General features: G+C 48.6%; 19 protein-coding genes. 10 read left to right on the top strand and 9 right to left on the bottom strand.

All coding sequences use genetic code 11. The annotated features are described in order from the left end of the window. Window positions 1-46: 46 nt before the first annotated feature. Window positions 47-580, bottom strand: a complete 534-nt coding sequence (locus tag PRUTH_RS15475) for a DUF6942 family protein (RefSeq protein WP_151173779.1) — start codon at window positions 578-580, stop codon at window positions 47-49. A gap of 168 nt (window positions 581-748) precedes the next feature. Between PRUTH_RS15475 and PRUTH_RS15480 the strand changes: the two genes are divergently transcribed. Continuing rightward, a complete protein-coding gene (locus PRUTH_RS15480) occupies window positions 749-1261 on the top strand; it encodes a lipocalin family protein (RefSeq protein ID WP_045980026.1) in 513 nt (170 codons plus the stop codon). 124 nt (window positions 1262-1385) lie between these two features. On the opposite strand, the gene PRUTH_RS15485 is transcribed toward PRUTH_RS15480, so the two are convergent. Genes PRUTH_RS15485 through PRUTH_RS15495 form a run of 3 tightly spaced genes read right to left on the bottom strand, consistent with a single transcriptional unit; the run spans window position 1386 to window position 3606 of the window. Next, window positions 1386-1727: a DUF3325 family protein gene (locus PRUTH_RS15485; RefSeq protein ID WP_022943519.1), complete on the bottom strand. Its 342-nt coding sequence runs from the start codon at window positions 1725-1727 to the stop codon at window positions 1386-1388. Further along, on the bottom strand, window positions 1724-3289 hold the full coding sequence (locus tag PRUTH_RS15490) for a PepSY-associated TM helix domain-containing protein (protein ID WP_170268979.1): 1566 nt from the start codon (window positions 3287-3289) through the stop codon (window positions 1724-1726). The genes PRUTH_RS15485 and PRUTH_RS15490 overlap by 4 nt, the downstream gene beginning before the upstream one ends. Continuing rightward, window positions 3286-3606: a hypothetical protein gene (locus tag PRUTH_RS15495; protein ID WP_022943517.1), complete on the bottom strand. Its 321-nt coding sequence runs from the start codon at window positions 3604-3606 to the stop codon at window positions 3286-3288. The genes PRUTH_RS15490 and PRUTH_RS15495 overlap by 4 nt, the downstream gene beginning before the upstream one ends. A gap of 270 nt (window positions 3607-3876) precedes the next feature. Between PRUTH_RS15495 and PRUTH_RS15500 the strand changes: the two genes are divergently transcribed. The 4 genes from PRUTH_RS15500 to PRUTH_RS15515 all read left to right on the top strand — a co-directional run bounded on the left by PRUTH_RS15500 (window position 3877) and on the right by PRUTH_RS15515 (window position 10489). Next, a complete protein-coding gene (locus tag PRUTH_RS15500) occupies window positions 3877-6042 on the top strand; it encodes a glycosyl transferase family protein (protein ID WP_151173781.1) in 2166 nt (721 codons plus the stop codon). Then, window positions 6039-9017 (top strand): NfrA family protein, encoded by a 2979-nt coding sequence (locus PRUTH_RS15505; protein ID WP_151173782.1) that lies wholly within the window; start codon window positions 6039-6041, stop codon window positions 9015-9017. The genes PRUTH_RS15500 and PRUTH_RS15505 overlap by 4 nt, the downstream gene beginning before the upstream one ends. Further along, complete coding sequence (locus tag PRUTH_RS15510) at window positions 9011-9847, top strand: DUF4434 domain-containing protein (RefSeq protein ID WP_151173783.1); 837 nt, start codon at window positions 9011-9013, stop codon at window positions 9845-9847. The genes PRUTH_RS15505 and PRUTH_RS15510 overlap by 7 nt, the downstream gene beginning before the upstream one ends. 78 nt (window positions 9848-9925) lie before the next feature. Further along, window positions 9926-10489: a uracil-DNA glycosylase family protein gene (locus PRUTH_RS15515; protein ID WP_151173784.1), complete on the top strand. Its 564-nt coding sequence runs from the start codon at window positions 9926-9928 to the stop codon at window positions 10487-10489. Here PRUTH_RS15515 and PRUTH_RS15520 read toward each other — a convergent pair. Then, window positions 10481-10969, bottom strand: coding sequence for a MarR family winged helix-turn-helix transcriptional regulator (locus PRUTH_RS15520; protein ID WP_151173785.1), 489 nt, complete (start codon window positions 10967-10969; stop codon window positions 10481-10483). The genes PRUTH_RS15515 and PRUTH_RS15520 overlap by 9 nt on opposite strands. A gap of 77 nt (window positions 10970-11046) precedes the next feature. Here PRUTH_RS15520 and PRUTH_RS15525 point away from each other — a divergent pair, with 77 nt between their 5' ends. Both PRUTH_RS15525 and PRUTH_RS15530 read left to right on the top strand, forming a co-directional pair. Next, window positions 11047-12021, top strand: coding sequence for a catalase family peroxidase (locus PRUTH_RS15525; protein WP_151173786.1), 975 nt, complete (start codon window positions 11047-11049; stop codon window positions 12019-12021). Then, window positions 12014-12541: a cytochrome b gene (locus PRUTH_RS15530; protein WP_151173787.1), complete on the top strand. Its 528-nt coding sequence runs from the start codon at window positions 12014-12016 to the stop codon at window positions 12539-12541. Before PRUTH_RS15525 ends, PRUTH_RS15530 begins: the two co-directional genes overlap by 8 nt. Window positions 12542-12547: 6 nt before the next feature. Here the strand turns inward: PRUTH_RS15530 and PRUTH_RS15535 are convergent, their stop codons facing one another. From PRUTH_RS15535 to PRUTH_RS15545, 3 genes are all read right to left on the bottom strand, one after another. After that, window positions 12548-13018 carry an RES family NAD+ phosphorylase gene (locus tag PRUTH_RS15535; protein ID WP_045980036.1) on the bottom strand — a complete coding sequence of 157 codons (471 nt, stop codon included), beginning with the start codon at window positions 13016-13018 and terminating at the stop codon, window positions 12548-12550. Next, entirely contained in the window at window positions 13015-13458 is a 444-nt protein-coding gene (gene parS, locus PRUTH_RS15540; RefSeq protein ID WP_022943508.1) for a type II RES/Xre toxin-antitoxin system antitoxin, read from the bottom strand. The genes PRUTH_RS15535 and parS overlap by 4 nt, the downstream gene beginning before the upstream one ends. A 68-nt stretch (window positions 13459-13526) precedes the next feature. Next, a complete protein-coding gene (locus PRUTH_RS15545; RefSeq protein ID WP_151173788.1) occupies window positions 13527-14081 on the bottom strand; it encodes a TetR/AcrR family transcriptional regulator in 555 nt (184 codons plus the stop codon). A 94-nt stretch (window positions 14082-14175) separates the two neighbouring features. On the opposite strand from PRUTH_RS15545, the gene PRUTH_RS15550 reads away from it, so the two are divergent. Then, on the top strand, window positions 14176-14646 hold the full coding sequence (locus PRUTH_RS15550) for an HPP family protein (RefSeq protein WP_151174257.1): 471 nt from the start codon (window positions 14176-14178) through the stop codon (window positions 14644-14646). A gap of 18 nt (window positions 14647-14664) precedes the next feature. Here the strand turns inward: PRUTH_RS15550 and PRUTH_RS15555 are convergent, their stop codons facing one another. Then, window positions 14665-15519, bottom strand: coding sequence for a carboxylate/amino acid/amine transporter (locus PRUTH_RS15555; RefSeq protein WP_022943505.1), 855 nt, complete (start codon window positions 15517-15519; stop codon window positions 14665-14667). A gap of 252 nt (window positions 15520-15771) precedes the next feature. Here PRUTH_RS15555 and PRUTH_RS15560 point away from each other — a divergent pair, with 252 nt between their 5' ends. Then, window positions 15772-16824: an efflux RND transporter periplasmic adaptor subunit gene (locus tag PRUTH_RS15560; protein ID WP_238319683.1), complete on the top strand. Its 1053-nt coding sequence runs from the start codon at window positions 15772-15774 to the stop codon at window positions 16822-16824. Beyond that, entirely contained in the window at window positions 16824-19928 is a 3105-nt protein-coding gene (locus tag PRUTH_RS15565; protein ID WP_045980040.1) for an efflux RND transporter permease subunit, read from the top strand. Before PRUTH_RS15560 ends, PRUTH_RS15565 begins: the two co-directional genes overlap by 1 nt. Window positions 19929-19936 lie beyond the last annotated feature (8 nt).

The raw sequence follows: 19936 nt of genomic DNA on the forward strand, positions 1-19936 counted from the left end.
AGTGTAGTCAATTTTTATACTTTCGTGGTGTCGCCTAAGGACCATCCTATAACTTGATATGGGTGTGGATGAGCTCACAAAGAATATCGATTTTGGCGTTATTGAGTTGTCGGTAATCAAAATAGGGGCACACGATAATACGTTGTGTGGGCGATATAGCGAACTCATCGTTAAGCCAGATCAGATTTATACCAAGTTGTTCATTTGCTGCGAGCTCTTTAGCATGAGTTTTTCCGGCAATAATATGTAGCGCTGCGTCAGGGTCGGTTACGTCAGGCTTGCTAAAGAGCAACGCCGTTTGTGAGTGGTTTTGCAGTAGTGTTTGATCTCTAAATTGTTGCCATGTGTCTACACTTTTTAAGGCCAAACAACTAGGAGCCAGTTGATATAGCCACTTTGCATAGACATTAAATACTTTTCGCCAACCGTTCCCTGCCTCTGCGTTTATTTGTTCTATCTGCCCTGCTTGCAATGGCAAGGTATCGCTTAAAGTTTGAAACTGAATCAGGTTTGGGCGGTTTTTTACATACACTCTGATTGCCGCATCGCTTTGCCCTAGGCCTATCGCTTTTATTGTCACCTAATACTACCTATCGCTTGAAGCACTTAGTAAAAAACTGATCTTAAGCAAGATAGTAAATTATTGCTATGATTTTTAAGCGGTTATAAGCTTTATCTCGTACAGAGGTCATTACTGTATTGTTCGGTTATACCCGATTAAAGACTATATTTACTTGGAGCTCATGCTATGCGCGCACAGATCATAATTTTACTAACGGTTGTATTATCTGCTTGTACTTCTGTACCTGACAAAGTGTCCCCAGTTAGCCCTTTTAATTTAGAGCGTTACATGGGCACATGGTATGAAATAGCCCGTATGCCCCACCCTTTTGAAGAAGGCTTAAGTCGCGTCACTGCGACGTACAGCCAGAATGATGATGGCAGCGTCAAGGTCATTAATCGCGGCTTTAACGCAGAAGAGCAACAATGGTCCCAAGCTGAAGGTAAAGCCAAGTTTGTTGGCGATCCGAATACTGGCCATCTTAAAGTCTCTTTCTTCGGCCCCTTTTATTCCTCATATGTTGTGTTTGGATTAGACCAAGAAAACTATCAATATGCTTATGTAAGTGGTTATAACACTGACTATGCATGGTTACTCGCGCGTGAAAAAGAAGTTGATGAGCAGCGTTTAGAAGACTTTAAAGAGCAACTTAGAACAGCGGGGTTTGCGGTAGAGAAGCTGATTGAGGTGCAGCAGTAATATACCTGCGATAAGTTCGCTGCTAACTGATAATTCAGGTATAAAATGTAAAGGGGGTTTACAGATCAGTATTTTACCTACTTATTAGTAAAATACTGATCTAGAAACTTAGTAAAAATTCGGTTTATTGACTGGCAATCAGAATAGTTGTAAGCACTGCTAGTAGTGAAGCCGTGCAGCAAAAGGTCAGTGCTTTGAGCCATTTCGGGCTGAAGCTAAGACACAGTGTGATGGCCAATACACTGACCGCCATAAACCCGCAGAACAGTAGTACCCCATAACTACCCAGCGCGGCAATCGCTATGGTCATGCTTAGTAAAATACTGATCCAAGCACAGATCAAAATTTTACTAACTAACCGAGCATTGGGGCGCACACCATATATATCTCGGTAATGGGTCGCTTTGGCATGCGCAAAGCAACTAAAAGCGATGATACACAGTATAAAGCAAAGCAATTCTATCATACGCTTAACTCCTCTAACGAGCCCAACCAAGTGCGCTGCTTGCGGTTACCACGATAGGCCGCGTAGGCGAAGCAGGTTGCTGCAAATAAACAAACTAAATCGAAGCCCAACAAAGTCCATTGCTGGCTATCAATAAAGTGCAGCAAACTGCCCTGCGTGGTCATGCTGTTAATGGCAACAAGACCGATACAGGCGCCAGCAATGATGGCATTTAATAATCGCCAACTATAAGGCTTGAATACCGCCCATGCTTGCACCGCTGCCCAGGTAAGAAAGAAAGCGAGTATCTCTTTGTCGGCGCGCTCACTCACATGCATTGGCAATAACCGATTGGCATAAAAAAATGCCAAGGTTGCTAAAGGCAAGCCCATAAAGGTACCCAGGTTAAGGCTATCTACCGTGCGAAGACCTATCGCGGGGCGCTGCTTTTTATTGCGTTGGTGTAAGCGTTTTGCCCACATGATTGCGCCGCTCGCTATCATGATACACCCTGCTAAACCGCATAATACGTAAAGCCAGCGCAACACGGGCTGTGCCATGCGCGCCGCATGCAAGGCTATCATGCCATCGTAGATGGCTTCACTGACGCTTCTATCTACTTCATTAATGTCTATCACCTCGCCCGTCATGGCGTTAAACGTGATGCTTGGCGGCCTGTCGACAATGGCCTTGCCGCTATCAATAGTAAAGCGTACCGATGCACTGCGATCGTTAGGGTGGTCAATACGTACTTGCCTTATATCTGCATCCGGCCACTTAGTATAAAGTTGATCCAGCAGTGTATTAACACCCACCATGGCTGTGGGCTCGTTGGCAGGCTCGGTGCGTTGAAAGTTAAAGACATCGGCATAGAAGCCGCGTAAACCATCGTCGTAGGCGGTCATCGTTGGGTAGGGGAAGAGCATAAAAATAAGGGTAATAAGCCCTGTATAGGTGATCATGATATGAAAAGGCAGCGCTAGCACAGACGATAAGTTATGGCTATCAAGCCAGCTGCGTACGCCTTTATTGGTGCGCAAGCTAAATAAATCCTTAAAGATCCGTTTATGAATGACCACCCCAGTTATTAGCGCAATAAGCATAAACAAGCTGGCAAAACAGACCAGCCAACGTGCTGTTCTGACGTCGAGGTAATGCAAATCAAAGTGCAGGCGATAAAAGAAATGCCCACCTTTGGATTCTCTGACTGTATCGACCCCCTCTAGCGTTTTAGGATTGACATAGTAATCTTGCCAAGGCGCACGTTTACCGGGTTCTCGTGGTTCTTGGTAAGAGTAGGTAAGCCAGTCTTTACGCTCATCAGCCAAGGAAATATTCCAGCGTTCGGACTTAGGTGCCTGTTGCTGTAAGTATGCAAATCCTTGGATTATTTGAGCTTGCTGCGCGGCAACACGCTGCTGGGGCTGTTCAAAATGATGTATCTCAGGTTTAGCCCAAAAGTTGAGTTCCCAACGGAAAAACGCAAGCGTGCCAGCAATAAATATGAGAAAGAGTAACCAACAGACCAATAAACCTACCCAGGTGTGTAGCCATGTCATTGAACGAAAGAAGGTGTCCTTCATAGCCATTCCTCCATGAACGCCAGCAGAGCGGTGAGCGCTGCACTAGTTAGTAAAATAGTGATCCATACCTTAGCGACAGAACGCACACTAAAGGCATAGATGAAGATACAGGCATATATCAATATCGATAAGCTTACAGCCAGTAATACCGCGTCACTAGGTTGTAATGGCAGGGCGACCCCTAAAACAGCTGTGCTTAAGGCAGTTAATAAATAGCCTCCAACAATGGCGGCAATAAAGCGATAAACCACAAGGGCGCGATAATGAGAGCTGGCGATACGTAACTTGATGAGCCAGGGTGATAACTGAAAATCCATAGTCTGCGGGCTGTTGTACCAAAAACGAGCCATTATATAGATTATAAAACTAAAAGATAGTGATTCGTATTTGCTTAAATGAATTGAAAATGAACCGTTAGTTAATTGTTGGCTCGCGGTTAACACGATGTTTTTTATTAAAACCCTTATAATTCATAATATTACACGTCATTTCAATGGCCTTTTTTGCGTTCCTATTTATGCTTTTTTGCTATAAGATCGCTCACTCTTTTTTACTAGTTTTGTGTTGTTCTAGGAAGTGCTGTTGTTGTGGATGTGTTGTATTGGTTCGCGAGTTACCTCTTTGTACTCAAATATGTGGTATATGCGTTAAGCGTTTTACTGCTTATTTTTGGTTTAGACGATCTGTTTATTGATCTCGTGTACTGGGGTCGGAAATGCTACCGGCGATTGGTCATCTATCGCAAACACCCCAAGCTGCACTATTCAAAGTTGAAAGAGAAAGCTGAGCAACCGCTCGCAATTATGGTACCTGCATGGCAAGAACACGGAGTTGTAGGACCGATGGCGGAGCTGGCGGCATCGACATTAGATTACGAGAACTATCATATATTTGTCGGTACTTACCCTAACGACGACAAGACTCAAGCTGATGTTGACGCCGTATGCGCGCGATTTCCTAATGTCCACAAAGTGGTGTGCGCGCGCCCTGGGCCAACGAGTAAGGCGGATTGCCTCAATAATATCATTGCCTCTATATTTACCTTCGAATCGCAAGCAAAATTTGCCTTCCAAGGGTTTATTCTTCATGACGCAGAGGATGTACTTAGTGCCATGGAAATGCGTTTATTCAACTACCTCGTTGAGCGTAAAGATCTCATTCAACTGCCAGTATTTCCATTCGAGCGACAGTGGTATGAGTTTACCAGTGGCAGCTACCTAGATGAATTTGCAGAAATTCATGGCAAAGACGTGCCCGTGCGAGAAGCCTTGGTTGGGCAAGTCCCAAGTGCCGGCGTTGGCACTTGTTTTAGTCGCCGGGCAATTCAATTGCTTATCGAGCAAGGCGATGGTATCGCCTTCGATGTGCAAAGTTTAACTGAAGATTACGACATTGGCTTTCGCCTCAAGCAACACGGTATGTCAGAAGTCTTCATTCATTTTCCTGTGCTGACCGACACGCACAAGCAGCAGATCAATAAGGGGAGCCTGAAATCTGCAAGTTATAGCAGCGTAGTTTGTGTACGGGAGTACTTCCCGAATACGTTCACCACAGCCGTGCGGCAAAAATCGCGATGGATCATTGGTATCGTATTTCAGGGTATGAAATCCCATGCATGGACGCGAGATTGGAAATTAAATTACTTTCTTTGGCGGGACCGTCGCGGCGGTCTCACTAACTTCATTGGCTTTGTCGCGCTACTGGTGTTATTTCAGCTCGCCTGTATTTGGGGTTACCAACAACTCTCCGACAGTGCTTATAACTTTCTCTCAATTTATGGTGATGAGCCCTGGCTAAGTGCGGTGTTGTGGGCTAATGCCGTGCTGCTAGCTAATCGCATGCTACAACGCTTTGTATTTGTTACGCGCTATTACGGGTGTATTCAAGGGGTCCTTTCGATCCCACGTATGGTGTGGGGCAATATTATTAACTTCTTTGCCAATATTCGTGCTGTCAGACAAATTCTCGAAATGGGTGATGTTAAACGCGTAGCTTGGGACAAAACCAGCCATGACTTTCCCTCATTAGGGGAAGCACGGGCAAGCTATCGACCTCTGGGTGAAATACTGCTCTCAGCAGGGGCTATTAACAAAGAGCAACTGCACAATGCGCTCACGCAAGGGCAGGGCAGAGTAAAACTTGGGCGTTATTTAATGCAGCAAGGCGTGCTCAGCGGTGAGCAATTAGCGCAAGCGATAGCCGAGCAGGCGGGCGTTGAATATCGCTCTTGCCCGCCCCTGTCTACGCCAGAGCAAAGTGAGCTCGGTATTCATAAAGCGGTCGCTGTGCGCTACGCCATTATTGGATTGTTCTTGGACAAAGGTGTACTACATATTGCGAGTGAACAGCACTTGTCGCCGGTGGCCTTAGGGGCTATAAGCCGGAAAGTCGGTTATAAAGTTAGGTATTATATTGCCCAGCCGGGACAGGTCACTGTGGCGCTCAAAATGCATTTTAGTGATGACTCGGCCTACAGCTATGCGAATCTTCAGCGTCGTGCTCGTCGTGCGGATTGGCCGCATTTTGTAAATGCCCATTACAGTGAGTTTGAAGCAATTAGCGAAGTGGCTATGCTCAGCCCTTCCGTTGCTAACCAAGTGATGATCGGCCAAGAGAATAGCGACTCAGGGGTAGGTGATTATCTTATTGCCAAAGGTGTCATTGATGAGCAAACCCTTGAACTAGCGCAGCGCATTATGCGCAGACCTTTGGTAAGTGACAAGCCAGCGAGTTCATCAGAGGTGTCGTTATGAAACTTCTGTGGCTTTTTCTATTGACCTCAATGACAGCGTTATCAGCACCTAGTTTTGAGGCTGGTAAAGGATACCCTGAGCATACTCAGTTCTTACTTTATCCTTATATCGATATGGCGTACCGCTATATTGATGAGGGTCGTTATGAGCTCGCTAATGAAGAGTTGAATAAGGCATTAGCTGTAACGCCGAATAACCCCTATGTAGTGGAGCGATTGTTATTTGTTGCGGCTCAGCAGCAACATTGGCCTCAGTTATCTAAGCTTATAAACCAGTACCTACAAGTGCTTATGCGGCAGCGGAAATGGCGTGAAGTATTGTTACACTTTCAACAACTTGGGCTTAAGCATCAAGCTGAGTTGTTTATTGTGTACACTGATCAGCTTTTGGCAGATGAGCGCTTTAGTATCACCCAGCGCACCGAACTAGCTGCGTTAAGTGCACAAATGATAAGCGAACGAGCTCGCGCGCAGTTCATCCATCGAGTGATCACTCGTTACGGGCTCGAAGAAGTTCGCCCAGCCTATTGTTTTGCACTGCTAAACGAAAAAAAGTATGACGCAGTTGCCAGTTGTATTAATGATATAACTCACCCAGAGCAGCAAGCCAGTGTGCGTAAACACTTGATACAAGCGCTTTTAGGAGCGCAACATTTCAAGGTGGCTAGTGAGCAGTTTAGCCTCTATCAGCAACACGTTGCATTGAGTGAGCAGGAGCGTCGCCAATGGTTGCAAGCGGCGATATACAACAAAGATTGGTCACTTGCTTTGACGCTTAATGACGCGCTACCAAGGGCTATCTCGCGTCTATTGCAAAGAGCTGATATTGCCATGCAAGCTCAGCAACCAGAGGTTTTATCGCGAACCATGGCGGCGTTAAGTGAAGCCGAGTTAAATATAGAACAAGAGCAGCAGTTACTTGTGCTCATGGCTTATGCCTCGACTTACTCTCAGCAATGGCGTCAACGCCTGTATGATTACTCATTGCAACACGCCGAAAATGATGAGTTTTGGCGCTCAAGAGCGGTACAAGTGGCGCAAGCAATGGAAGACCACAGTCAGTGGCTGGCAATATTTGAGGCGCAGCAGAGTCTGAGTGAGGCGCAGCAGCGGCAACTTGCCATAGGTTATGAAAAGGTCGGTAATGAAGAAAAAGCCTACCAGCAGTGGCTGTTATTAGCGCACCTTTATCCTCAGCGCTTGAGCTATGCTAAGCAGGCATCGCATATGGCGATACAGCGTCAGCAGTATGAGCTAGTTACACATATATTGGCGCCCTTTTGGCCTTTTTCACAACAACAAGATCAAGATGCTGAGCTGACCTATCGTTACTTACAAAGCCTCAAGAAAACTCAGCCGGATACGCTCAGTGATGCGCTTGCTTTAGTGCAATCAAGACAAGCATCACCAGCTCAGCGACAGACGTTAATGAGCTTCGCCTCAGCTATTGGTGAGTGTCAGTTAGCTGCACAATGGTTGGTTGAGCCTGCGAAAGAGCAAGCTTTACAGCAATTAGGATATTGCTTTATTGAGCGCGATAAAGAGCGAGCGTATGCGTTGTTCCAAGCGGCCTTAGCAACAAACCCAAGCAGCACTGAAAGCCGGGTTCAACTTGCTCACTTGAGTGAAGTGCTTGGCTTGCATGTGCGGGCGTATGAGTACTGGCTAGAGCTTGACTCGCAGCTGACAGAACAGCCGCACTTTTTTAATGCTATTGCTAGTGCGTTGAAAGTCAACGAATACACGCAAGCGATGACATGGTTGCATCGCTTAGTGCGTTTGCATGAGCCTAAAACAATCAGCTTTTATCAATTACAACTGCAGCTTGCCCGGTATGTTAACGATCTACATACGCAAGAGAAGAGCTTAGTGTGGCTGCTTGAAAACCACCCCGATGTTTCTGAGCAAATAGCTCTGGCTCGCCTATACTGGCGCCAAGGTAAAACGCAGCAAACGTTCACACTGCTCAGCGATATCGAACGCCAACCTACCGAGACGTTGGCGCTACACACCCAAGCAGAGCTTGCGTACTTGTATATTGACGTAGGTCGCGCTGCAAAAGCGGCTCCGCTAATGCAGCATTACCTGGCCAATCAACCCGACCTTTATCCTATGCACCAGCAGCTTGCCTATAGTTATGTTGTTACTAATGAGTTAGATAATGCCCTGCATCATGCCACTATCGCGGCGACTAACATGGACACCATGGAGCTTGCACAGGAACCTAAACAACAACTCAAGCGCTTACGGCGAGATTTATTGGCGCAATCACGTTGGTTACTGCAAGCACAATTTGGTGAGCAGTTGAGGCCTATTGATATAGGCGCTACCTCACAAAGCTTGAGATACGGCGGGTTTATAGAACTGCGTTACAGCAAATATTTACAGCACCACTGGCGTGCGCAGGATACTCATCAGTGGTACGCACGGGCTTTTGTACAAAAAGATAGCCAACAACATGACAGCACACTCGCTTTAGGATACAGCTGGCAGCCATTGGCTTCGCTCGACCTCCAGTTTGCTATCGAGCCGCAGTGGCAGCTGCGCAACAACGATGTCGATATCTTGCTTAAAGCCGCTACGGACTTATTCAGTCTAGGTGGCAATACGCGGGATTGGCAAACTGACGCACAAGGGTGGCTGCAACAAAGTTTGTATTTGGAAGCCGCACATTGGCTTAAGTCTGGACGTGATGCGCAGTTCGCACAATACCAAGGTGGTTATCACTTTAAATTGCATACTCAAAATCAGCAAGCGCTGACTTGGCAACCTCATGTGAGCGGTCAATGGACGCGCTCGAGTGAGCGTCAAGATACCCGCGTAGGTGCAGGTGTTGGGGTGCATTGGTGGTCAGGAGGTGATGATATAACCGCATATCGCCGCCAGGCCTCGCTAAAACTATTAATACAGCATGTTCTCAACGGTGAACGAGAGGGCGATAATGTGGCAAGTTTGAATCTGGAGTGGTCATGGTAGGGCGATATACAGCAATGATAGCGTTGCTGCTATGCAGCATAGCTGTGCAAGCGAATGTGGTTATTTATCAGCCATTAAATAGCGACAGCGAGCTAACAAAGGGCCAATGGCAAGAAATAATGCTGCAGTTACGAGAGCGTCAAATTGATACCATTGCCCTGCAATGGAGCCAGCATGAGCATAGCCAGTTCATTGATGCAGAAGGCCGCTCTCGACTACAGCAACTTTTTCATCAAGCCAATGCTCAAGGATTAAAAATAGTCGTTGGGCTGTATCATGAAAATAGCTACTACCAACGCATTCAACAGCAACCTCGAGCACTACACTTTTATCTGCGCGGCTTGTATAACCGTCATCTCGACGTTGCCCGACGCTGGCAAGCGTTTACTAAACTGCCAGCATTTGCTGGTTGGTATATCAGTGATGAAATCGATGACCTTAACTGGCAAAGCCATGCAAAACAGCAATTGTTAATCGATTACCTCAGCGCTTTGAATGATCAATTAGCCACTCTTGCTCCTGCTAAGCCAGTGTATATCTCAAGCTTCTATGCGGGGCATAGTTCACCGCGACAATATGCTTATTTACTTGAGCGGTTAGCGCAGCACACCGACCTGGAATTACTGTGGCAAGATGGAGTGGGTACTCAAGTTCTATCAAGCGATCAGCGTCAGGCAGTGCAAAAATATGTTTGCCAAAAGGGGAGTCATATTCACGTTATTGCAGAAATATTCAATGAGTCTGTGGAGCACAGGCTAAGCGATGAGTGCCGACCAAGCTGGTTTTTTTCACTGCGCTACATGCTACCTAACTACTTTGCTAGTGAATGACTCGGTAAAGTGTAAAGGGGGTTGCCACAATATGTGGCTAGCCCTTAGGCTAAGCAAAAACAATATACCTAAGTGAAGATGCAACTAGCAGATAAGATTCGTGCTTGCACTTTATGTGCCGAGCATTTGCCTTTGGCGCCTAAGCCTATTATTCAACTTGATAGTGAGGCACCTATTCTAATTGCTGGTCAAGCACCCGGAGTGCGAGCTCACCAGGCTGGCAAACCGTTTGCCGACGCCAGTGGCGATCGCCTCAGGCAATGGTTAGGAGTCAATGAGCAGCAATTTTATAACCCGCGCTTATTCGCTATCGCGCCGATGGGGTTTTGCTATCCTGGCACCGCTCAGCACGGAGATTTAGCCCCGCGAGAGGAGTGCGCTGTAACATGGCGAGAGCAGGTGTTAGCTGCCTTACCTAAGCGGCAGTTGACCCTCGTCCTTGGTCAGTATGCAATGGCTTATCATCTACCCAAACGTTATAAAACGCTCACCGCTGCGGTGCAAGACTGGCATAGTTATTGGCCACACACCTTAGTTTTACCTCATCCAAGCCCTCGTAATAACCGCTGGTTCAAGCGTAATCCGTGGTTCGAACAAGAAGTACTGCCGCATCTGCAACAGCGAGTGGCCGATTTACTCTAAGCCCGCTTGCTGTAAATAGGCTTGTAAACCCGATAGCAGCTGCTGATGCTGTTCACGGCTGAGCCCAGCTAACAGTGCTTGCTGGGTTTCTACATGAGCCTGGATCACTTCTTTACTAAGTGCTAAACCTTGCTCTGTAAGCTGAACCCAACATATCCGCTTATCCTGTTGATCTTGCGATCTAGTGATCAGCTGCTGTTTTTTCAGCTGGTTTAGGCGGCTGGTCATACTGCCTGAGGTCACTAGCATTTGTGTTAACAGTTGATTGGGCGTGAGCCGATAAGGCGGGCCCGAGCGCCTTAACGTCGCAAGCACATCAAAGCCTGCTTCGGAAAGCCCGTAGCGGCGAAATGTTTTGCTCATTGCTAAGGTCATATGCTTGTGGGCGATTTGCAAACGACCAATTAATGCCATGGTAGAAGTATCTAATTGTGGCATCTCCCGAGCCCACAGCGCTTGTATATTATCTAAATTTTGCATCTTTAGTGAACCAAAACGGCATTTCATACATATTATCTTTAATTCAAGATATGTCGGTAACAAGGGGAAAGCAAATTATGAGGTTAGGTTATTTATGGGCGGCGTTGCTGTTCGCGCCATTGTTGCATGCCGGTGATAAAGTATCGGCACAGCAGTTTGTGGATTTGCAACAAGGGGATTCAGTTCATCCGGGCTTTCGCCGAGCCCATGCTAAAGGGATCTGTGTGCAAGGCGAGTTCCGTAATAATGGCGCGCTTGCGCAATATTCTTCGGCCCAGATATTTGCCACTTCGGTGACACCGTTTGTGGGTCGCTTTTCGCTTGCCGGCAATAACCCGACCGCACCGGATTTAAAGGCGCCAGTGCGCAGTTTGGCGTTGAGCTTCGCGACCAGCGCTAGCGAGCAGTGGCGCATTGCCATGAATACTCCGCCGGTGATGGCGGTGAGCAATCCCCAAGATTTTTATCAGCAGCTTGTGGCCATTAAATCGGGCCCCAAGGCTATTCAAACCTTTTTCGCCGAGCACCCCGAAAGTGCTGATTTCTTGGCGTGGAAAGATAGCTACCAACCCAGTGGCAGCTTCGCAGCTGAGACCTATCACAGCATCAATGCGTTTTATTTAGTCGATGACAACGAGCAGCGCCAGCCTGTGCGTTGGCATATGAAGCCGACGGTGTCAGTCACCGATGATGGGCTGAGTGGGCCTAACGCGTTACATCAAGAGCTTAAGGCGCGGTTAGCAAAACAACCTGTGGTATTTGACTGGTTATTTACCTTGGCTAGCGCCCAAGACGACGAGCGTAATCCGGCTATTCGGTGGCCAGCAGAGCGTCCGCGTATTAACGCTGGGAAAATAGTGATCACTCAGTGGCAAGCGCAGCAGGACGGGGCGTGTCACAGCATCAACTTTGACCCTTTGGTGTTGCCATCGGGTATCTCGCCCACCGCAGATGCCATTCTTCGGGCGCGCTCGGCCGCTTATGCGGAGTCGTACCGCCGCCGGGCTGCGGAGCAATTGCGCGGTCAAGCAAAGGAGCTAAGCAATGACTAACGGGGCACGATTTACTCTTTCTATGCGTTTATTACATTGGGCGATGGCGTTATTAATCATTGCCATGTTAGCAGCGGGTTTAGTCATGGTGCGCTCGCTTGAGCCATGGCAGTATGAGCTGCTGTGGCTGCATAAAAGTTTTGGCATAGCGGCTGCGCTACTGGTGTTGGTGCGCTTGTTAGTCCGCTGGCGCAGTACAATACCGGCTTTACCCAGTGATTTACCTTATTGGCAACGCCGCGCGGCTAAGGCGTCTCATTGGCTGTTGTATACGCTAATGGTGTTAATGCCGCTATCTGGGCTATTGATGCAGTATTTTGCAGCGCGCCCTGTGAGTGTATTCGATGTAGTGCGCTTGCCGGCGGCGTTAACGGTGGATATAGAACTGTTTTCCTTGTTTCGAGAGTTGCATGGCTGGGCCGCAGGGGTGTTTATAGGACTGGTGATAATGCATATCGCAGCGGCGCTATACCATCATTACTACCGCCAAGATGACGTGCTGCGTAGTATGTGGAAGTGAGTATTACTAGCCCCGAGCGAGCAGTCTCGGGTCAAAGCGAAAGGGCAGGGCTTCAATATTGGGCTCTGCTTTAACAAAAGCAGGGTGGCTTGGGTTAAGTAAATAATTATACTCTCGAGGGACTATGGTCGAGGGCACGCTCAATGCCAAGCTGGCTTGCGTTTGCAACCACTGATCGCCAATCAAAGCCGTTTCTTCCGGGGCCGGACTCTCTTGCCAGTTTTCAGGCCAATCTTGCTCGTCAAGGGTGAGCACATCACGGCGTGCAAAGTTAATTTTAAATAGTCTGTAGTCGCTGAGAATGGCACTGTGATTAAGGTGTACCAGAATCTCTAGAATCGCCAGTGACTCGCTGGCGGCGAGGTAAACACAGCGTTGTCCGGGACTATTCCAGCGCCCGCCAAATAACCGCGCCCCTTCGCCATCAAAGGCCTTGTCCGCCCACTTTTTCTTAACAATACGGTAGCCACTTATCACGCAAATACACCGTGTTCCATGCGCCCGATAAGGTTAATCACCGCTTCTGACTCAGCCATAGTTGCCAGCATATCCAACGGCCGCTTTTGCCCTAGGCCGCGATTCGCTGTGGTTAACCATGTGCGGGTGGCATCACCATCGCCTTCGAACAGATCGAGCGCCGCCTTATACACTTCGGCAAAACGGTATAAGCGGTCGCTTTCTTGCTTATTAAAAAGCCCCGATTTTGCTCTGCGCCTTAGGGTTGCGGGGGCAATAACGGCTGATTGGGCAATGGTACTTTTATCTACCCCCGATAGTTTGGCTAAGCGGTCATAGATATCAAATGACAATCCTTGTTCTAACGCTTGATATAAACGCTCGCCACGCGCTGGCATGCCAAGCTGCTGCCAAAACCCATCCGGGTGCTTTTGTGGCTTAAAGGATGCAATTGCATTCATGATTTTCTCCACCAAATGATTACTACAAAGTATATCACTTGATATTAAAAGTGATAGTGTTAATTATGCTATTGGCCTCTATCGAGCAGGATCAGGGCACTCTGCAGTGCGTGCTCAGCGGCTGCTTGTGGCTGTCCGAGCGTCGCTTTTACAATCGCCCCCTCCATCAGCATAGCAATGGCTGGTGCGAGAGGTTGCTCGGCTGAGCTCAACATCGCAGCAATCGCTGTTTCAACTTCCTTTTTGTGTGCTCGGCAAGCACTGAGAATATCGCTATGGCTGGCGTCAAACTCGCCGTGAGTGTTGATAAAAAAACACCCGCGAAACGGGCCCAGGGCCTCTTCTTTACCCGAAAACCAACACCCCAAAGCGGTAAATAGCGCACTCACTCCCTGCTGCCCTCGTTTGTCTTGCACCTGATGACGTAACCAAGCCATAAAGCAGCGATGACGCTGCGCTAAGGTCGCTAAAATGAGCGCCTCTTTACTGGCAAAGTGATGGTACAAGGTTTTCTTTGCCACCCCGGACTCGCTGAGTATGTGATTGATCCCCACGGCATGAATACCGTGGTGGTAAAACAGCCTCAGTGCGGTGTCGATTAAATGTTGTTTTTTATCTTGCATAAGTCACCTCAGAAACAGCTTGACATAAGTAGACCGACTTGTCTATTTTGTTAAAGGAGACAGATTGGTCTACTTTAACAAGAAGGAAGTAATGATGAATAATCCGATAGCCCAGGTTCTTGCTGGCATTGGTGCTGCGCTGGCCATTGGCTTGCTCGCCTATTTAGATAGTATGGGAGGTGAGTGGATGTGGTTGATGGCCCCTTTTGGAGCCACCACAGTGCTGGTTTTTGGTGTCCCTGCAAGTGCGCTGGCACAACCGAAAAATGTTATTTTTGGGCACCTGATCACTGCGGCGATAGGTATAGCGTTTAGCCAGTATGTGGGTGTGTCACCTATCACTTTAGCCTTAGCGACGGGGTTTGCGGTGAGTGCGATGCTTTTCACAAAGACCACTCACCCGCCGGCGGGGGCCAACCCGGTGTTAATTATGCTCACGCCACAGGGGTGGGAATACTTAATTTCGCCAGTGCTCATTGGCGTTGTGATCATCGTACTATTAGCGCAATTACAGGGCTGGGCGGTCAAAATGTACAGTTATCGCCGGGCGATGAAGAGGGCGTAACCCCTCTTGCTGTTATTGTTATTTACCTCGGCTCAGGTACTTCTCGTTAACCACCAGTGCGGCCATGATGATAGCGCCGCCAATACTCAAGCGCAGCACATCGGCATCGCGGTTCCAAATGAGCACGTTAACGAGGATCCCCGCAGGAATAAGGAGGTTATTCATCACCGCCAAAGTGCCAACATTGACCTGGGTTGCACCCTTATTCCACGCGAAGTAGCCCAGTCCGGAGGCAATAAGCCCTAAATAAATCAATACGCCCCATTGCGTGGGTGTACTTGGGAGATTGGCGGTATTGGCAAAAAGAGCGAAACAGCTTAACGCGACCACCAATGCACCCATAAAAAAGCAAGCGAATACATGATGTTGAGAAAGGTGCTGATGCTTGAGCATCAGTCGTTTATACAACACTTGACCACTGGCAAAGCACAGGTTTGCGGCTTGGACGATAGCAAAGCCAGTCATAAAGCCTTGGTTGATACCGTCGTAACGAATAGCTACCGCACCAATAATGGCCAATAACGCAGCGCAGAAAAAGCCAAGATTAAAGTGGCGATTTAGTGCGTCATTGAGCAGGGTAACATACAGGGGAGTCATCACCGTAAATAGCAGCACCTCGGGGACGCTGAGGTATAAAAAAGAGTGATAGTAAAAGCCATACATCAGCCCCAGTTGAACGCCACCAATGGCCATCAGGCGCCAGGTTAACGACAGGCTTAACTGGCTAATCTTCAAAAACGGTAGTAGCACCAGGGTCGCCAGCGCGATACGGGTTAACACCGAGAACCAGGGGTCTACTTGCCCGGCTAAATAGACGCCAATGAGGCTAAATGAAAATGCCCAAAGCAGGGTGGTTGCGAGCAAATAACTCATACACATCAATACAACTTAGAAACGAATTCCCCCATTATGACGCCTGCACAGGTATGAGCCAACTATCAATACCTTCGCCGCTATTGAGTTGTTCGTGTAAGCGCCTACCGCAATAAATAGAAATGATTTTTATTTGTGATAACCTCTAGCGCTCAAGAAAAGGTCGCTATATTTGCCTTTTCGTCATTATTAGCAAAGCTTTTAGCTGAGCGTTACGTAAAGCCAGTAAAAGTGTGAGTAAAAGGAATGAAGATGATCAGAGCATGGTGCATCTGTTTGCTACTAATAAGCGGCTGCCTATCTGCGCAAACGGCAGTGAACGTGGTTGTTAAAGAGGTCAATACGCAATCTATCGAGCGTACCCTGGCGTTGACAGGGACCTTGCGTGCGGCGCGTCATGCGCAACTGTCGAGCCTAAGTGACGGGGTGGTTACGCAAATCCATGCCCAGGCTGGTGATGAGGTTGCAAAAGGCGCACGCCTGCTATCTTTGGATGCGGCATTGGTGCAGGCGCAGTTACAGGCATTAACGGGCGCCAAGCAACGCGCTCGTATTGCTGTTGATGACGCCCAGCGCCGCTTTAACGAGGCCCAATCGTTATCGCAACAAGCTTTGATGGCAGCTACGGAGCTGGCCGATAGGCAAGCCGCATTGCAAAGCGCCAAGGCTTCGTTGACAGAAGCACAGGCCAACGAACGCTACCACAAAGAATTGCTGGCGCGTCAGCAACTGCACGCCCCCTTTTCCGGTGTGGTAGCTGAGCGTTTTGTTGATGTTGGGGAGTGGGTGACCCGTGGTCAAGCGGTGTTTGAGCTCGTTAGTAGCGAACAACTATGGCTGGATTTGCATATGCCTCAGGAGCATTTTGGCGCTATCGATCTTGCTAAGCAAGTTCGTTTTGAAGTGCCAGGGAAAGCGTCAAGGGGGTTTACAGCTAAGGTTATTGCCAAAGTACCAGTGATAGACAGCGCCAGTCGCAGCTTTTTATTGCGCTTAGCCGTACCACCCCAAGCAGGGCTGCAAGTGGGGTTATCGGCAAGCGCAGAGATTGTGCTAAACAAAACCGATGAGCAAAGTGTTGTGGTGCCTACTGATGCCTTACTGCGCCATCCAGATGGCGGCTACAGTGTGTTTGTTATCAGCGCCGATAAAGCACAGCGGCGTTTTGTGCGCATTGGCGAGCGGATTAACGGCCATATTGAAGTGCTTAGTGGCCTTGAACCAGGCATGAAAGTAGTTACCCAAGGCAATGAATTATTACGCCAAGGGCAAGCGGTCACTGTTGTTCAAGCGAGGGAGCAATAATGTTAGCGGCGTCAGTAAAGCATGCGACTTTGGTCGCCGTTGCCGTGCTCATCTGCGTGATTTTGGGCGTGGTCGCGGCTTTTAAAATACCCGTGCAGATGATCCCTGATCTTGAAGTGCGCACCATTACTGTGGTTACCAACTGGCCTGGAGCAACGCCACAAGATGTAGAAAAAGAAATTCTTATTGAGCAAGAACGCTATTTACGATCGTTGGCAAACTTAAAAAGAATGTCCAGTTATGCCAATACCGGTGAGGCAGAAATTGAACTGGAATTCCCCTTTGGTGTGGACGTCAACGAGGCGCTGATCAACGTCAGTAACGCGCTATCTCAGGTGCCTAATTATCCAGAAAACGTCGACCAACCGGTATTGTACAGTAGTTCGTTTTCAGCTAATGCGTTTATGTTTTTTACCCTCAAACCACAGCCTGGCAACCCGCTCAATATAGATGTTGATATGTTGCGTGATTATGCCGAAGACTTTGTGCGCCCAGAAATGGAGCGAGTCAGTGGTGTTTCCCAGGTAAATGTACGTGGTGGGGCCTTGTATCAAGTACAAATACTCATCGACCAACAGCAGCTTGCGAGTCGTAACATCAGCCTGGTGGCGGTGCGTGATGCTATTCGCAGCCGCAATCGCGACGCCTCGGCGGGCGATATCGACGGTGGTAAGCGACGTTATTTGCTACGCATGGTTGGGCGCTTTGAATCGGCCCAGGCGTTAGCGGAGCTGGTGATAGCTCAGCGTGATAACACCACGATTCGCCTTAAGGATGTGGCCACTATTAAGCTCGATCATTATGAGCTACGTGATATTGATTATAACGATGGCGAGCGCGCTCTGATGCTTTCGGTACGTCGTGAAAGTGGCTCTAATGTCATGGCTATTAAAGAGCAAATGATGCAGGTCGTTGAGCGCATCAACCAAGATATGTTGGCCAACAATGGTTTGCAATTAACCTTGCTCAGTGACGATGTGCGCTATGTTAAAGGCTCAGTAGAGAATGTATGGACGAACTTGGCGCTCGGAGCATTGCTGGCAACATTGGTGATGTTTTGGTTCTTGAAAAGCCCACGCTCGACCTTAATTGGTGTGCTAGGCATCCCGATATGTACCATCGCCGCATTCTTAGGGTTGTTGCTGTTTGAGCGCACCATCAACGTTATTTCTCTTGCCGGGGTAGCATTTGCCATAGGTATGACCGTGGATAATACCATTGTTGTGCTGGAGAATATTGAACAAGCTCGTCGGCGTGGCCTCGATAAGATCAACGCGGCAATAGCCGGAGTGCAAGAAGTGTGGCCGGCGGTGGTGGCTTCAACCTTGACTACGGTGTTAGTGTTTGCGCCGATTTTATTTATCCGCCAAGAAGCAGGACAGTTATATTCTGACGTGGCCATCGCAATTTCTGCAGCGATTATAGCGTCAATGCTTGTGGCGCTGATGGTTGTTCCCGCTGCATGTGCAAGGTTTACGCAGCACAGTGCGCAACGCGGTGAGAATCTGGCCAAACCCATGGCACTGCCACGGGCCATAGTGACTATGCTCGCGCATCCTACTCAGCGCCGACTGTGTATCGTCATAGGCGTATTCGCGCTGCTTGGCGGAGCTTGGCTGCTAATGCCCAAAGCGGAGTATTTACCCGAAGGGGAAGAGCCCAAGGCTTTTTCCATGATGATTGCACCGCCGGGTTACAACCTCAGTCATATGCAGAAAATTAGCGATGAGCTGCTGCCCTACTTTAATCGCCATCTTAATGACGATGGTACTGCTTACAACGCCGGGGAAACGGCTATGCCGCCGCTAAAGTATTACTCCATGTCGGTGGGGGTAGGCAGTATTTGGTTTTTAAGTGAACCTAAAGATCCGCAACATATTGAGGCCATGATGGCGGCCATCACTGATAAATTCAAAAGCTACCCAGGAATGCGCGCTTTTTCCTCCCGGGGCTCAATCATATCCAGCAATGACGGTGGCACCCGCGCTGTGGCTATTGATATTAGCGGCCCCGAGCAAACGGCGTTGTATCGCGCTGCCGATGCCGTGTATCGCCTTGCCAGTGAGGTGTTTGACAACCCCCAAGTTGACTCCGAGCCGTCATCGCTGACCCTGGACCAACCGCTTATTGAAATCAAACCACGCTGGCAGCGCCTCGCTGAGGTGGGTGTAAGCGCCGAGGAACTCGGTTATACCGTGGCTGCACTGAGTGACGGTGCCTATGTTGATGAATTGATCCTTGATGATGATAAGGTCGATGTGTTTCTTTTCTCCGAGGCTGGCAATCGCCAAAGTTTGGCACAATTAGCCCAATCACCGGTAGTGACGCCACAAGGGATACTGCCATTGAATGCCTTGGCGGATTTAGAGGAAAAAGCGGACAGTGACAGTTTACGCCGTGTTGATGGGCGGCGCACGGTCACCGTGTATATTATACCGCCTCGCGATGTGGCCTTGGAAACAGCGCAGCAACGGGTGCGTGAACAACTGTTGGTGCAGTTAAAGCAGCAAGGCGACTTATTACCGGGAGTAAATGTGAGTATCGGTGGCGCAGCCGATCAGCTCGACAAGACCCGAGCTGCACTAAGCAGTAACTTTATCGTCGCGCTGGCGCTGTGTTATTTGTTGTTGGTCGCTATTTTCAAACACTGGGGTTATCCACTGTTTATTATGGCCACCGTCCCTTTAGGTATGGCCGGTGGGCTGTTGGGCTTGGTGATGATCAACGGTCTCGGAGGGCTATTGGCGGGCTTTCATCAGCCTTTCGATATGATCACTATGCTGGGCTTTTTAATTCTCCTTGGCACGGTGGTGAATAACCCTATTCTTATTGTTGACCAAAGCCGACGCAACATAGAGTCTGGCGCACAGTCGGTGCTTGAAGCGGTTACTAACGCGCTGCAAACGCGCTTAAAACCTATTGTTATGTCGACCATGACGACTTTGTGTGGCTTAGCTCCGCTGGTGTTTATTCCCGGCGAGGGGTCGGAGTTGTATCGTGGTGTGGGGATGATCGTGCTGTGCGGGATTGCGGTATCAACATTGGTCAGCTTAACCGTGTTGCCAGCGCTGTTGGTAAGTCTGCTGAGACATAAGCAACGCTAGAGCAAAGC

Source organism: Pseudoalteromonas ruthenica (assembly GCF_008808095.1).
In the GTDB taxonomy this organism is placed as follows: domain Bacteria; phylum Pseudomonadota; class Gammaproteobacteria; order Enterobacterales; family Alteromonadaceae; genus Pseudoalteromonas; species Pseudoalteromonas ruthenica.

What these genes read in the sequence shown, in the direction of transcription:
- PRUTH_RS15480 (WP_045980026.1), top strand. Translation starts at nt 749, where the DNA reads ATGCGCGCACAGATCATAATTTTACTAACGGTTGTATTATCTGCTTGT.
- PRUTH_RS15485 (WP_022943519.1), bottom strand. Translation starts at nt 1,727, where the DNA reads ATGATAGAATTGCTTTGCTTTATACTGTGTATCATCGCTTTTAGTTGC.
- PRUTH_RS15490 (WP_170268979.1), bottom strand. Translation starts at nt 3,289, where the DNA reads ATGAAGGACACCTTCTTTCGTTCAATGACATGGCTACACACCTGGGTA.
- PRUTH_RS15495 (WP_022943517.1), bottom strand. Translation starts at nt 3,606, where the DNA reads ATGGATTTTCAGTTATCACCCTGGCTCATCAAGTTACGTATCGCCAGC.
- PRUTH_RS15505 (WP_151173782.1), top strand. Translation starts at nt 6,039, where the DNA reads ATGAAACTTCTGTGGCTTTTTCTATTGACCTCAATGACAGCGTTATCA.
- PRUTH_RS15510 (WP_151173783.1), top strand. Translation starts at nt 9,011, where the DNA reads ATGGTAGGGCGATATACAGCAATGATAGCGTTGCTGCTATGCAGCATA.
- PRUTH_RS15515 (WP_151173784.1), top strand. Translation starts at nt 9,926, where the DNA reads ATGCAACTAGCAGATAAGATTCGTGCTTGCACTTTATGTGCCGAGCAT.
- PRUTH_RS15520 (WP_151173785.1), bottom strand. Translation starts at nt 10,969, where the DNA reads ATGCAAAATTTAGATAATATACAAGCGCTGTGGGCTCGGGAGATGCCA.
- PRUTH_RS15525 (WP_151173786.1), top strand. Translation starts at nt 11,047, where the DNA reads ATGAGGTTAGGTTATTTATGGGCGGCGTTGCTGTTCGCGCCATTGTTG.
- PRUTH_RS15530 (WP_151173787.1), top strand. Translation starts at nt 12,014, where the DNA reads ATGACTAACGGGGCACGATTTACTCTTTCTATGCGTTTATTACATTGG.
- parS (WP_022943508.1), bottom strand. Translation starts at nt 13,458, where the DNA reads ATGAATGCAATTGCATCCTTTAAGCCACAAAAGCACCCGGATGGGTTT.
- PRUTH_RS15545 (WP_151173788.1), bottom strand. Translation starts at nt 14,081, where the DNA reads ATGCAAGATAAAAAACAACATTTAATCGACACCGCACTGAGGCTGTTT.
- PRUTH_RS15550 (WP_151174257.1), top strand. Translation starts at nt 14,176, where the DNA reads ATGAATAATCCGATAGCCCAGGTTCTTGCTGGCATTGGTGCTGCGCTG.
- PRUTH_RS15555 (WP_022943505.1), bottom strand. Translation starts at nt 15,519, where the DNA reads ATGAGTTATTTGCTCGCAACCACCCTGCTTTGGGCATTTTCATTTAGC.
- PRUTH_RS15560 (WP_238319683.1), top strand. Translation starts at nt 15,772, where the DNA reads ATGATCAGAGCATGGTGCATCTGTTTGCTACTAATAAGCGGCTGCCTA.
- PRUTH_RS15565 (WP_045980040.1), top strand. Translation starts at nt 16,824, where the DNA reads ATGTTAGCGGCGTCAGTAAAGCATGCGACTTTGGTCGCCGTTGCCGTG.